Source organism: Microbacterium sp. CCH5-D1 (assembly GCF_001557335.1).
GTDB lineage: Bacteria > Actinomycetota > Actinomycetes > Actinomycetales > Microbacteriaceae > Microbacterium > Microbacterium oxydans.
The window spans coordinates 13986-27510 of sequence record NZ_LSJW01000162.1; the positions used below are offsets into that span (position 1 = coordinate 13986).

Here is a 13525-nt window from a genome sequence, read left to right on the forward strand (position 1 = left end):
CATCGCAATGACGGACATCGACTGGGATGAACTGCGCCAGGTCGCGACCGACGCCATGACCAAGGCCTACGCGCCCTACTCGCGCTATCGCGTGGGGGCTGCGGCCCTCGTGGGCGACGGTCGGATCGTGGCCGGCTGCAACGTCGAGAACGCCTCGTACGGTGTGACGCTGTGCGCGGAGTGCGCTCTGGTGGGCGACCTGCACATGTCGGGCGGCGGTCAGCTCGTCGCCTTCGTGTGCGTGAACAACGAGGGGCAGACGATCATGCCGTGCGGGCGCTGCCGCCAGCTGCTGTTCGAGCATGCGATGCCCGGGATGCTGCTGGAGACCGTCTCCGGCATCCGCACGATCGACGAGGTGCTGCCCGATGCGTTCGGGCCGCGCGACCTGGAGGAAGCACGATGACCGCTGGACAGGCTCAGGGAGCCATCGAACCGTTCGATGCGATCGATGTGATCCGCGCCAAGCGCGACGGCGGTGCGGTGCCCGAGCCCGCGCTGCGCTGGATGGTCGACGCCTACACGCGGGGCTACGTGTCGGACGCGCAGATGGCATCGTTCGCGATGGCGATCTTCCAGCGCGGCATGGAGCGCGACGAGATCCGGGTGCTGACGGATGCGATGATCGCGTCGGGGGAGCGGATGAGCTTCGCCTCGCTCGGCAAGCGCACCGTCGACAAGCACTCCACCGGTGGTGTCGGTGACAAGATCACGCTGCCGCTCGCGCCTCTGGTGGCATCCTTCGGTGTGGCGGTGCCGCAGCTGAGCGGTCGCGGTCTCGGACACACCGGCGGCACGCTCGACAAGCTCGAGTCGATCCCCGGCTGGCGCGCGGCTCTCAGCAACGAGGAGATGTTCGCGCAGATGCAGGGCGACGTGGGCGCTGTCATCTGCGCCGCCGGCTCCGGGCTCGCTCCCGCCGACAAGAAGCTCTACGCGCTCCGCGACGTCACCGGCACCGTGGAGGCGATCCCGCTGATCGCCTCCAGCATCATGTCGAAGAAGATCGCGGAGGGGACGGATGCCCTCGTGCTCGACGTGAAGTTCGGATCCGGTGCGTTCATGCAGGACATCGACCGCGCTCGCGAGCTGGCGCGCACGATGGTCGCCCTCGGCACCGACTCCGGCGTCGCGACGACCGCCCTGCTGACCGACATGAACGTCCCGCTCGGCCTCGCTATCGGAAACGCGAACGAGGTGCGGGAGTCGGTGGAGATCCTCGCCGGTGGCGGACCCTCCGACGTGCGGGAGCTGACCATCGCCCTGGCGCGCGAGATGCTGGCCCTCGCCGGACAGCCGGACGCCGACGTGGAGGCCGCGCTCGACGACGGGCGTGCCATGGACACCTGGAAGGCGATGATCCGCGCGCAGGACGGCGATCCGGATGCCGCGCTGCCGACGGCACGGGAGACGCACCAGGTGCTGGCACCGGCCGACGGCGTCGTCACGCGCATGGACGCCCTTCCGTTCGGCGTCGCCGCCTGGCGTCTCGGCGCGGGTCGCGCCAGGGCGCAGGATCCCGTGATCTTCGAAGCGGGAATCGATCTGCACGCGAAGCCCGGCGATCGCGTCGTCGCCGGTCAGCCGCTGTTCACCCTCTCCGCCGCAGACGATGCTCGTTTCGGCCGGGCGCTCGACGCGCTCGATGGCTCGTGGGAGATCGGGGACGAGGCGCCGGTCACCGGTCCCATCGTCCGCGAGCGCATCACCGCGTGACGTCGGACCGCTAGCCTGATCTGAGCACATCCGCGACCGAGAGGATCACCATGTCGATCGATGCGAACGGCGACGTCACGCTTCAGGGCGTCTCCCTGCGGAGCCTGCCCAAGGTGTCGCTGCACGACCACCTCGACGGTGCGGTGCGGCCCGCCACGATCATCGAGCTCGCGGATGAGATCGGACTGGACGTTCCCGAGTCGAAGCCTGCTGCTCTGGGTTCGTGGTTCGCGAAGCAGAGCGACTCGGGTTCTCTGGTCGAGTACCTCAAGACGTTCGACCTCACCACCGCCGTGATGCAGACCCAGGAGGGGCTCACCCGCGTCGCGCGCGAGTTCGTGCAGGATCTCGCCGCCGACGGAGTGATCTACGGCGAGGTGCGCTGGGCACCAGAGCAGCATCTGGCTCGCGGTCTCACGCTCGAGCAGACCGTGGAAGCCGTGCAGCAGGGCATCGAAGAGGGAGAAGACCTCGCCGACCGCTCCGGACGCAGCATCCGGGTCGGGCAGCTCATCACCGCGATGCGCCACACCGACCGCGCCCTCGAGATCGCCGAGCTCGCGGTCGACTTCCGCGGTCGCGGTGCGGTGGGCTTCGACATCGCGGGACCGGAGGACGGATTCCCGCCGTCGAACCACCGCAAGGCGTTCGACTACCTCGCCGAGAACTTCTTCCCCGTCACCGTGCATGCGGGCGAGGCGGCCGGCCTGGCCTCGATCCGCTCGGCGCTGCTGGACGGGCGCGCCCTGCGCCTCGGCCACGGCGTGCGCATCGCGGAGGACCTCCAGGTCATCACGCAGGAGGGCGACGAGGTGCAGGTGCAGTTCGGCGACCTCGCTCGCTGGGTGCGCGACCGTGAGATCCCGCTCGAGCTCTCGCCGTCGTCGAACCTGCAGACCGGGGCGATCGCCGCGTGGGGCGACACGATGGTGGATCACCCGTTCGACCTGCTCTACCAGCTCGGGTTCGCGGTGACCGTGAACGTCGACAACCGCACCATGAGCGCCACGTCTCTCACACGGGAACTCGCCCGGCTGGTCGAGACGTTCGAGTACGACCTCGACGACCTCGAGACGTTCCAGTTCAATGCGGCTGCTGCGGCGTTCCTGCCCGTCGAGGAGCGCGAGGAGCTCGTGGAGATGATCGCCGAAGGCTTCGACGCCTGATCATGGCTTCCGGGGGGAAGAAACGGGCCGCACGAACCGCCGTCATCGTCGGCACGATCGCGGCGGCCGTCGTGGTCGGAGGAGGCATCGCCGCCTTCGCCTGGATGAACCGCACGCCGGAGAACACCGTCCCGAAGGCGCAGTCCATGGCGATCGAGCATCCGCTGACTCCCGCGGAGCAGATCGTCGCCGATGCGGACGACCCGCGCGCCTGCGCTGTCACGTTCTCGGGCGAGGGTGCGCCCACCGATCCGATGCTGCAGTTCCAGGACGACCTCTACCAGGGACTGCCGATCCCGCAGCTCGACGGCAGGGTGTTCGCCGGCTGGTACTCGAGCGCTGCGGACGCCGGGGCGCTCACCGTCGCCGCGCGTGTGAACGGCGCAGACCCCGTGGTGTGCGCCGATCAACAGGTCGAGCTCTTCGCGGCCTGGAGGACGCCGGAGGACAACGCGGCGGAGAACGTGCGGGTGCCCATCCTGATGTACCACCAGTTCACGGCGAACCCGGAGGGGGAGAAGGGCTGGTTGCGGGGCAACTACGCCTACATCGGCGACTTCGACGCGCAGATGAATCACATCGCGACGACGGGGTTCTACCTGCCGACGTGGGACGAGCTCAGCGCCTTCATCGACGGTCGGCTCTCGCTTCCCGCCAAGAGCGTGATCATCACCGATGACGACGCCGACCAGTCGTGGTTCGATCTTGCGGTGCCGGTCGTCGACAGGTACAAGCTGCTCAGCACGTCGTTCATGATCACGGCCTACCGGCAGGATCCCGCGCCCTCGATCTACGTGCAGCGTCGCTCGCACACGCACGACATGCACCAGGCCGGAGACAACGGCAAGGGCCGGATGGTCAACTGGACGGCCGATCAGATCGCGGCCGACCTCACCACGTCGGCCGGCGTGCTCGGCGTGGGGCAGGTCGTCGCGTATCCGTTCGGGCACTACAACGACACCACCAAGCAGGGAGTCGCCCAGGCCGGATTCGAGATGGGGCGCACCATCGAACCCGGATACGTGACGATCGGCACCGACAAGCTCGCTCTCCCCGTCGTGCGCATCGACTACGGCATGGGGCTCGACGCGCTGGTCTCGCGCATCGGCTGAGGGCGGAGCACGCGGCAGGATGGTGCCATGCCCTCCTCCTCAGAGTCCGCCTCCGTCGTCATCGTCGGGCCGGTGTCGTGGAACACGATCGTCGTGCTCGACCGGCTGCCGGAGCCGGTACCGCACATGCAGTTCGCCGAGAGCGCCTGGGAGACGGTCGGAGGCACGAGCGCGGGCAAGGCGCTCAGCCTGACCGCGCTGGGCAGGTCTGTCCGGCTCCACGCCACCGCCGGGGTGGACAGGGAGGGCGTACACGTCCGAGAGGCCCTACGTGCCGCGGGGGTGCCGGTGGACTGGCATGACGGTGTCACGGAGCGGCATCTCAATCTGATGACGCGCGCGGGTGAGCGGGTCTCGCTCTACCTGGCCACGCCGGGGGAGACGACGGGTGAACACGACCGGCGTGCGCACGGGGAGATGGCGGCAGCCGACGCCGTCGTGCTCGACCTTGCGGCCGAACCCCTGCGCCTGCTGCCCCTGGCCCGGTCGACCGGTACGCCGATCTGGGTCGACGTGCATGACTACGACGGGTCGGCGGGCTATCATCGGCCTTTCCTCGACGCCGCCGACGCGGTGTTCTGCAACGCCGACAGACTCGACGACCCGATCGGGTTCCTCCGATCACGCATCGCGGGGAGAACCCGTCTGGCCGTCTGCACTCTGGGGGCGGACGGTGCCGTCGCGGTCGACGAACACAGCGCCGTCCACCGGGTTCCTGCAGAATCCGTCGATGTCGTCGACACGAACGGGGCGGGAGATGCCTTCCTGGCTGGGGTGCTCGATGCACGGCTCGACGGAGCCGACGTCCCCACCGCCCTCCGGGCGGGAGCCCGGTCAGCGGCGACGGCGCTGCGAACGCGACACCTGCATCCGTTGCTCGACTCCGTGCTCGACCCCGTGCTCGACCTCGGGTTCGACCCTGTGGGGGAGTGAGGCTCAGGGAGCGAGCGGGGCGAGGAAGTCTCCGGCGAGACGCGTGACCTCCGCATGCATGTCGTCGCTCGAGATGGTCGGGGTGCCGTCGCCGTCCTGTGGACCGTAGTCGCCGAAGGAGGCGTGAGATGCGCCCTCGATCTCGACCAGGTCGGCATCGCCGGGCAGCTCGGGCCGGGCATCCGCGATCTTCTGGGGCGTGGACAGCCCGTCCTCGCTCCCCGCGAGGCTCAGAACGGGCAGGTCGCTTCCTGAGAGGTCGTTCGCGCAGTAGGATGCGAACAGCACCAGCGCGTCGGCATCGGACGCGAGCTGACAGGCACGCACCCCGCCCAGTGAGTGGCCGCCGACGCTCCACACGTCGATTCCGGGGGCAGCGGAGGTGAACGCGTCGAGACCGCGCGGGTCGAAGAATGCCAGGTTGAGCCATGGGCGCGTGATCACGACGGTGACCCCGTCCTCGGCCAGGCCCTGCAGGATGGCCGCGTATGCCCACGGGTCGACCTTGGCTCCGGGGATGAACACGAGGCCGAGGTCCGAGTCTCCGTCCGCGGGAGCGAGCACGATGCCCTGGTCGGCGTCGGTCACCGTGATCGCCGGGTTCTCGCGCACGGCCGCGAGCGGTTCCGGCTCCGCGGACATGACGCCGATCTGACTCCAGGCGAGTACACCGCCGACGGCGAGCACGAGCACGATGGCGATGCTCCACAGCACGCGCCTCAGGATCCGGTGGGACTTCTTCTTCACGGGACAACGCTACTCCGCGCGGTGACCCGGTGATGCACGATGGCGCTCTCGGGACGGCGACCCCGCGACGGCGACCCGCGACGGCGGCTGCGCTCAGGCTGGCACCTCGAGTGCGCCCTTCTCCCGTCGCACGGCCGTGCGGTAGGCGTCCTTGTTCACGTAGTAGGCCATCCGGTCGAGGCCCAGGTAGTGGTAGCCGCCGGTGACATCCGGCCACGGGGTCTCGGTCACGCGTCGGCGGAAGCGTGCGGCGCGCGTCGGCTCCTCCTCGGCGGCGCTCAGATAGGCCGCCAGCAGCTCGGCCTGCTCGTAGCGGCCCTGCCAGCCGATGCCGGAGGCTTCGATCATGCCCATCACGTAGAGACCGTTGAACGACGACGGGAACACGTTCAGGAACAGTCGCGGCGAACCGCCTCGCCAGTGCAGGTGCTCCCTGTCGACGAACGGATAGTCGAGGGTGTACCCGGTGGCCAGCAGCACGAGGTCGTAGTCGTCGGCGCCGCCGTCGCGGAAGTGCACGGTCGGCCCGTCGAACCGGTCGACGTCGGCGCGGATCCGCAGATCGCCCTGCCCGAGGTGGTTCAGGATCAGGGTGTTCACGATCGGGTGCGACTCGTAGATGCGGTAGTCGGGCTTCGGGAATCCGAAGCGCACGGGGTCGCCCGTGAAGGCGCGCAGCACGCGGCTGTCGAGCGCCTGCTTGATCCTGGCGGGCAGCGGGCGGCCCTGGTTCAGGGTGTCGCTGGGTCTTCCGAACAGGTAGCGCGGCACGAAGTAGTAGCCGCGCCGCACGCTCATGTCGACGGACACCGCATGATGCACGGCGTCCACCGCGATGTCGCAGCCGGAGTTGCCCGCGCCGATCAGCAGCACCCGTCTGGACTTCAGCTGCTCCGGCGACTTGTAAGCGCTCGTGTGCAGCAGTTCGCCCGTGAACTCGCCGGCGAAGGAGGGAACGTTCGGCCGGGCGAGCGTTCCGTTCGCCAGCACGACACCCGTGTACCACCGGGTCTCGACGCCGTCGGGGCCGGTGCTCGTGAGATCCCATCCGCCATCGCGCGGTTCGAGCCGCGTCACGCGCGTGTCGAACCGGAACAGAGCGGTGAGGTCGAAGTGGGCGGCGTAGTCCTCGAAGTACTCCTTGAGAACGCGGTGACCCGGGTAGTCGACCGAGGAGCGCATGGGGAACTCGGTGAACTCCGTCGTGGTCCGCGAGGAGATGAGGTGAGCCGACTCGTACATCGTGCTGCGGGGATTGTCGATGTCCCACAGGCCGCCGACGCCGTGCGAGGCCTCATACCCGTCCACACCGATCCCGCGCTTCTGCAGCGCTCGTGCGGCGGCGAGGCCCGATGGTCCCGCACCGATCACGGCATATCCGTTCATGTGGCTCCCGCACCTCGCTGTCCTCCCGCACGCCGTCGTGTCGAGAAACGCCCCCGCCCACCGATGGTATCGGCAGACGGGGGCGTCTCTGAGCGAGGGGTCAGACAGCTCCCAGACGCTGTTGCCTGGCCGCGACGGCGTCCCGGATCAGTGGGAACAGCGGGTGCTCCGGGTCGAGGCCTGTCGTGGTGGTGGTGAACGCGGCAGGGTCCTCGGCACGGAGCAGCTGCTGCAGCTCGACAGACTGCTCGTCGGCGGGATCGTCGAACTCGAGCGCTGCGGACACGGCGGCGACCAAGGCGTCGGTGGGCAACCCCCGCTCTGCGGCCATGGCCGCCGGGCCGACGAAGCGCTCATGCCGTGAGATCTTCCGCAGCGGCTGACGTCCGACGCGCTGCACGGTGTCGACGAGCGCGGGGTTGCGGAAGCGCTCCAGGATCGTCGCGCGGTAGTCGGCGAGGTCTGCCGGGTCGAGCCCGTGCTCGGCGACCAGGACGGCCGATGTCTCCTCGAGCGCCGCCGAGACGCTCGAGGAGATGTCCGAGTCGGCGAGGGCGTCCGAGATGCGCTCGATGCCCGCACGCGCCCCGAAGTACGCGGTCGCCGCATGGCCGGTGTTCACCGTGAACAGCTTGCGTTCGATGTACGGCGCCAGGTCGTCGACGAAGTGCGCGCCGGGGATGTTCGGCAGCGCGCCCTCGAAGGGTCCCGACTCGATGGCCCACTCGAAGTAGGGCTCGACCGTCACGTCGACCCCCGATCCCTCCGGCTGCGCCGGGACGATGCGGTCGACGGCCGTGTTGGCGAAGACCGCGCGCGCGAGCAGCGTCTCTGCATCCGCGCCCGCTGCGGCGACGATCTCCCGCCGCAGCAGCTCCGTTGCCCCGATCGCGTTCTCGCACGCCATCACCTGCAGCGGCGCGGAGTCCGGACTGCGCAGGGCGAGTCCGGCGACGATCGACGGCGCCACGAACCGCAGCACCGTCGGGCCCACCGCGGTCGTGACGACATCCGCGGTGGCGACCTCCTCGGCCACCGCGGCCGGATGCGTCCTGCTGTTGACCGCGCGGAACCCGGTCACGACGTGATCGGTCCCTCCGGGGCCGGCCTCGTGCACCGTGTACGAGTCGACCTCGTTGATCGCGTCGACGAGCGCATCGGCGACGTCCGAGAAGACCACCTCGTACCCGCCGTCGCTCAACAGCAGACCGACGAACCCGCGCCCGATGTTGCCCGCCCCGAAGTGGACCGCCTTCATCCTTCGTTCACCTCCGAGAGGAGGGCGTAGAGCTCCTCGGCGGTCTGTGCCGCCGACAGCCTGGCGACATCGTCCTCCTCGGAGAACAGGATGGCGATGCGGGAGAGGATCTCCAGGTGCTCGTCCCCGACGCCGGCGATGCCGATCACGAAGGTCGCGGGCTCGCCGGACCAGTCGACGCCCCCGTCATAGCGGACGACCGACAGTGCGGAGGCGAGGATCGTGTCCTTCGCCTCGTTCGTGCCGTGCGGTATGGCGAGGCCGTTGCCCATGAAGGTCGACACCGTCTCCTCACGCTGCCGCATCGCGTCGACGTAGGCCGGGGTGACCGCACCGGCGGCGACGAGGATGTCCGTCGCCTCCTGCAGAGCCTCGTCTCGTGTCGCACCACCGGGGTGGATGCGGACCTGATCCTGGGTGAGGACGCTCATTCTGTTTCCTTTCGCTGCTCGCGCACCATCTCGACGACTTCTTCGTAGCGGGGCGAGTTCATGAAGTTGTCCACGGAGACGTGGACGGAGTTCGGCGACTTCGCCTCGGCGCGCTCGGTGAGCTGCTGCTGGGTGATGACGACGTCAGCCGTTCCGTCGAGGTTCGCGATCGCCTGGTTGGTGACCGTGATGTCCTCGATGCCGGCCTTCTTGAGCTTGTTGCGCAGCACGCTCGCGCCCATGGCGGACGAGCCCATCCCGGCGTCGCAGGCGAACACGATCCGCTCGATCGGTGCGGAGATCACGGTCGCGCTCGTGGCGGCCGTGGCTTCCGGAGCCGCGGATGCCGTCGACGTGCGCAGCGCGTCCATCGCGGCGGACGACTTGCCCTTGTTGGCCTCGGTCTGTGCGATCGCGGCGCCGAAGGTGTCGCTCTCGGCCTCGAGGTCGCGCTTGCGGGAGGCCCGCAGGATCACGCCGGTGATGAGGAAGGTCACGGTCGCTGCGACGATGACCGAGAGGTAGACGACCAGGAGGTTGCCGACTCCCGGGCCGATGGCCGCAGCCGTCACGGCGATGATGCTTCCCGGTGCTGCAGGGAAGGCGAGACCCCCGCCGAGGACCATGTTCGTGGTGACCCCGGCTGCACCACCCGCGATGAGGGCGAGGATCGTGGTCGGCTTGCTGAGAGCGTAGGGGAAGTAGATCTCGTGGATGCCACCGAAGAACTGGATGATCGCCGCGCCGGGAGCGGATGCCTTCGCCGCACCGACCCCGAAGAAGGTGAAGGCGAGGAGCAGACCGAGGCCGGGCCCGGGGTTCGCCTCGATGAGGAACAGGATCGACTTGCCGGTCTCGGTCGCCTGCTCGATGCCGAGCGGGGTGAACACGCCGTGGTTGATGGCGTTGTTCAGGAACAGCACCTTCGCGGGCTCGACGATGATCGATACGAGCGGGAGCAGCTGCAGCGAGACCAGCCAGTCGACGGCCGTGCCGAGCGCGGCGCTGATGCCGAGCATCACGGGGCCGAAGGCGAAGAAGCCGAAGATCGCGAGCAGCATGCCGAGGATACCGGCGGAGAAGTTGTTGACCAGCATCTCGAAGCCGGGCTTGATCTTGCCGTCCCACAGCCGGTCGACCTGCTTCATGACCCAGGCGGCGAGGGGGCCCATGATCATGGCACCGAGGAACATCGGGATGTTCGTGCCGACGATCACGCCGACGGTGGCGATCGAGGCGACGACGCCTCCGCGCTCGCCGTAGACCATGCGGCCGGCGGTGTTCGCGATCAGCAGCGGCAGCAGGTACGTCACCATCGGGCCGACCAGTCCGACGTAGGCGAGGATGTTGCCGTCCGCGCCTTCGGCCACGGCGGTCATCGCGCCCTGCCAGCCGATGATGACGGAGTCGCCGCCACCGCCGAGGATCTCGGACACGCCTGCCCAGTGCCAGCCGAACGGGCTCTCCGCGCCGAAGAACCCCTTCGGGATGAACAGCATCGTGATGAAGCCCCAGGCGATGAAGGCGGCGATGTTGGGCATGATCATGCCTGAGAGGAATGTGCCGAAGCGCTGCACTCCTACGCGCAGGCCGCCGGGTCTGGTGGCGGCAGGTGACGTCGTCGTCATGATGTCGTCTCTTTCTTGTGGAGGGGGAGTTCCGCGGCGAGGGCTGCCACGGCGTTTCGGGCGGAGGAGGCATCGTCGGCGGCCAGGGCGGCCTTGGCGAGACTCCGCGCCTCGGACGGGGTGCGCTCGGACAGCGCATGACGGACATCGGCCAGGGCGGAAGGCGCCATCGACAGGCTCGTCGCGCCGAGACCGACCAGCACCACGGCGAGCAGCGGATCGGCGGCGGCTTCGCCGCAGATGCCGACGGGTTTGCCGAGTCGGGCACCGGCATCGCCGACCTCGCGGACGAGGCGGAGGACGGCAGGGTGCCAGGGGTCCTGGAACCCTGCGACCGAGCCGAGCATCCGGTCGGCAGCCATCGTGTACTGCGTGAGGTCGTTGGTGCCGATCGAGGCGAAGTCGGCGTGCGCGAGCACGCGATCGGCGAGCAGAGCGCTCGCCGGGATCTCGACCATCACTCCCGCGGTCTTCAGCCCGTACTCGCGTGCGAGTCCCGTGAAGTAGACGGTCTCCTCGACCGTTGCGACCATGGGAGCCATCACCCAGAGATCGGCCTCGGTCACGGCGGCGGCCTCGGCGAGTGCGGTGAGCTGCTCCCGCAGGATGTCCTCGCTGGCGCGCAGCGCCCGCAGACCCCTGAGCCCGAGCGCCGGGTTCTCCTCGTGTGCATCGTTGAGGAAGGCCAGAGGCTTGTCAGCGCCGGCATCGAGCATCCGCACCACGACCTTCCGGCCGGGGAAGGCCGCGAGCAGCTCGCGGTACGACTCGCGCTGCTGAGCGATGGTGGGCGCCTGGGCGGAGGAGAGGAACAGGAACTCGGTACGGAACAGCCCGACGCCCTCGGCCCCCCGAGCGACCGCGTCGGCCGCATCTGCAGGCTTCCCCAGATTCGCGAGCAGCGCGACAGGCGTGCCGTCGGCGAGAGCGCCGGGAGTGGTTGGGGCCGCGTCGGCCGACCGCCGAGCGGCAGCGCGCTCGGTGGCGCGAGCCTTCTCGTCATCCGTCGGTTCGCGCGTGACCACGCCGCTGGCCGCATCGACGATCACGGTCTCGCCGGTGGTCAGCATCTCGCCGTCGGCGACGCCCACGATCGCGACGATGCCCTTCTCCCTGGCGAGGATCGCCGTGTGCGAGGTCGGGCCGCCGTCGGTGGTGATCAGTGCCAGGACCTGATCCAGATCGAGGAGTGCGGTGTCCGCCGGCGCGAGGTCGCGGGCGACCAGCACGAACGGGTGTCCCGGGTTCGGGACACCCGGGGCGCCGACGCCGCGAAGATGCGCGAGCACTCGCTGCGCGATGTCGTCCAGGTCCGCGGCGCGTTCGCCGAGGTAGCCGCCGACCGCCTCGAGCGTGGCGCGGAACCCGGCGAATGCGTCGTGCACGGCCCACTCGGCCGTCGCCCCCGCGTCGATCCGTGTGTCGACCTCGTCCTGGAGCGTCGGGTCCTCGGCGATCATGGCCTGCGCCTCGAGGACCTCCTGCGCGGATCCTCCGGCTGCCTCGCCGCGCTCGTTCAGTGCCTTTGCCACGACCGAGACGGCGTCGCGGACCCTCGCTCGTTCGGCGTCAGCCCCCGCGGTGCTCGGCGTGTTCTCCGGGGCCGGCATCGCCTCGGCCATGCGGACGATCGGCCCCTGGGCGACCCCGAGACCGATGCCCACTCCGCGCAGCTCGCTCATCCGGCGGCGTCCTGGTCGTGGTCGGTGGTGAGGAGCTCGGTGAGGGTGTCGAGCACGTTCTCCGCGCCGTCGCCGTCCGCCGTGAGCGTGACGTAGTCGCCGTGCTCGATCGCGAGGGCGATGACGCCGAGGATGCTCGCCGCGTTGACGGGTTTTCCGGAATCCTTGGCGATCGTCACGGCGATGCCGGAGTCCTTCGCCGCCTGCGCGAACAGCTTGGCTGGACGGGCGTGGAGTCCATGGGAGGAGCCGATCCGGACGGTGCGGGTGGCGGTCATGATGTTCCTTTCGGGGTTTCGCCGGCGGCGAGGAGCGAACGGGCGAGGACGAGCGTGCGCGAGCCGTCGAGATCGGAGAAGACGTCGTCCGGGAGGATGGCGACCGGCGCGTTCGAGTTCTCGCGGATGGCGTCGAGGCGGTCGGCCAGGTGCGGGCCGACCAGGATCAGGTCGTGGTCGGAATCCGAGGCGGAGCCCTCGGTCCCGGCGGATGCGTCCCAGGCCAGACCGGCCGTCTCCGCGGCACGGCGGAGCCGTTGCGCGACGAACGTGCTCGATGCTCCCGCACCGCACACCACGAGGATCCTCATCGATGCCCACCTACTTCCTGAGAACAGTCTGGGAACCAGGAAGGGGTGCGCGCCAACACGATCCTTTCCGCCCCCGCGGAACGGCGCCTTCCGCCCCGAGGCGCCGGCCACCTGACATCATGGAGAGCACGTCGAGACGGTGCAGTCAGCACGCGGGAGGGGAGGATCATGTCGCGCCAGCGTCAGGACCAGCTCCTCGCCGCGCTGCTGCGTCAGGAGGGCTGGGCTACGGCCGCGAGCCTCGCCGACCTCATGGGGGTCACCCCGCGCAGCATCCGTTCCTACGTCGCGGCGCTGAACGCTCGCACGCCCGGAGCCGCCGTGATCGAGTCGGGTCCCGCGGGGTATCGCGCCGGATCCGGTGCACGGGGTGCGATGCGCATGCGTCAGGGCGGGGAATCGGCCCCTCGCGATCGCCTGCACACCCTGGTGCGACTCCTGCTCGATGAGCCGGCTGGCATCGATGTCTTCGACACCGCGGAGGATCTGCACGTCAGCGAGGCGACGCTCGAAGCGGATCTGGTGCGCGTGCGCGGCCTGCTCGACGGCACCGACCTGACGCTCGAGCGCGAGCGCGAGATCGTGCGTCTGCGCGGCAATGAGACAGCGCAGCGCCGTCTGCTCAGCAGGCTCGCCCACGACGAGATGGATGATGCCTCGTTCCATCCCGAGACGTTCCGGCGCGCGCTGTCCGGATCGGCGGTGGACGCCGGCGCGGTCGGTCCCTTCAAATCGGCCCTGGTGCGCGAGTTGGGTGAGCTCGGCTACTACGTGAACGAGCTCGCGATCTTCGACGTGCTGCTGCACATCGCGATCGCCGCGGAGCGGGTCGCTGCAGGACACACGCTCGAATCTGCACCGGCGGGCACGCGCGAGG

14 protein-coding genes are annotated in these 13525 nt (G+C 69.4%); 6 read left to right on the plus strand and 8 right to left on the minus strand.

What is annotated here, in order from left to right:
• Positions 1-7: 7 nt before the first annotated feature.
• The 5 genes from AX744_RS09885 to AX744_RS09905 are packed head-to-tail and all read left to right on the plus strand — an operon-like array spanning position 8 to position 4927.
• A complete protein-coding gene (locus AX744_RS09885) occupies positions 8-406 on the plus strand; it encodes a cytidine deaminase (RefSeq protein WP_017828470.1) in 399 nt (132 codons plus the stop codon).
• Positions 403-1716, plus strand: coding sequence for a thymidine phosphorylase (locus AX744_RS09890; protein WP_061016619.1), 1314 nt, complete (start codon positions 403-405; stop codon positions 1714-1716). Before AX744_RS09885 ends, AX744_RS09890 begins: the two co-directional genes overlap by 4 nt.
• A 50-nt stretch (positions 1717-1766) precedes the next feature.
• The gene (locus AX744_RS09895; protein WP_046748945.1) at positions 1767-2882 is read left to right on the plus strand and encodes an adenosine deaminase; all 1116 of its coding nucleotides are present in this window, start codon (positions 1767-1769) and stop codon (positions 2880-2882) included.
• 2 nt (positions 2883-2884) lie between these two features.
• Positions 2885-3994 carry a polysaccharide deacetylase family protein gene (locus AX744_RS09900; protein WP_061016620.1) on the plus strand — a complete coding sequence of 370 codons (1110 nt, stop codon included), beginning with the start codon at positions 2885-2887 and terminating at the stop codon, positions 3992-3994.
• Between the two features lie 27 nt (positions 3995-4021).
• Positions 4022-4927, plus strand: a complete 906-nt coding sequence (locus AX744_RS09905; RefSeq protein ID WP_061016622.1) for a carbohydrate kinase family protein — start codon at positions 4022-4024, stop codon at positions 4925-4927.
• Between the two features lie 3 nt (positions 4928-4930).
• Here AX744_RS09905 and AX744_RS09910 read toward each other — a convergent pair whose 3' ends face one another.
• From AX744_RS09910 to AX744_RS09945, 8 genes are all read right to left on the minus strand, one after another.
• Positions 4931-5674: an alpha/beta hydrolase gene (locus AX744_RS09910; RefSeq protein WP_046748948.1), complete on the minus strand. Its 744-nt coding sequence runs from the start codon at positions 5672-5674 to the stop codon at positions 4931-4933.
• A 93-nt stretch (positions 5675-5767) separates the two neighbouring features.
• Positions 5768-7060 carry a flavin-containing monooxygenase gene (locus AX744_RS09915; protein ID WP_061016626.1) on the minus strand — a complete coding sequence of 431 codons (1293 nt, stop codon included), beginning with the start codon at positions 7058-7060 and terminating at the stop codon, positions 5768-5770.
• A gap of 100 nt (positions 7061-7160) precedes the next feature.
• A complete protein-coding gene (locus AX744_RS09920) occupies positions 7161-8318 on the minus strand; it encodes a mannitol-1-phosphate 5-dehydrogenase (protein WP_046748950.1) in 1158 nt (385 codons plus the stop codon).
• Complete coding sequence (locus AX744_RS09925) at positions 8315-8749, minus strand: PTS sugar transporter subunit IIA (protein WP_046748951.1); 435 nt, start codon at positions 8747-8749, stop codon at positions 8315-8317. Before AX744_RS09925 ends, AX744_RS09920 begins: the two co-directional genes overlap by 4 nt.
• Positions 8746-10377, minus strand: a complete 1632-nt coding sequence (locus AX744_RS09930) for a PTS mannitol transporter subunit IICB (protein WP_058631802.1) — start codon at positions 10375-10377, stop codon at positions 8746-8748. The genes AX744_RS09925 and AX744_RS09930 overlap by 4 nt, the downstream gene beginning before the upstream one ends.
• A complete protein-coding gene (gene ptsP / locus AX744_RS09935) occupies positions 10374-12059 on the minus strand; it encodes a phosphoenolpyruvate--protein phosphotransferase (RefSeq protein ID WP_082738480.1) in 1686 nt (561 codons plus the stop codon). Before ptsP ends, AX744_RS09930 begins: the two co-directional genes overlap by 4 nt.
• On the minus strand, positions 12056-12337 hold the full coding sequence (locus AX744_RS09940; protein ID WP_046748954.1) for an HPr family phosphocarrier protein: 282 nt from the start codon (positions 12335-12337) through the stop codon (positions 12056-12058). Before AX744_RS09940 ends, ptsP begins: the two co-directional genes overlap by 4 nt.
• On the minus strand, positions 12334-12648 hold the full coding sequence (locus AX744_RS09945) for a PTS sugar transporter subunit IIB (protein WP_061016628.1): 315 nt from the start codon (positions 12646-12648) through the stop codon (positions 12334-12336). The genes AX744_RS09940 and AX744_RS09945 overlap by 4 nt, the downstream gene beginning before the upstream one ends.
• A 168-nt stretch (positions 12649-12816) precedes the next feature.
• Between AX744_RS09945 and AX744_RS09950 the strand changes: the two genes are divergently transcribed.
• Positions 12817-13525 (plus strand): BglG family transcription antiterminator (locus AX744_RS09950; RefSeq protein ID WP_157543572.1); only part of this gene is annotated, 709 nt, incomplete at its 3' end.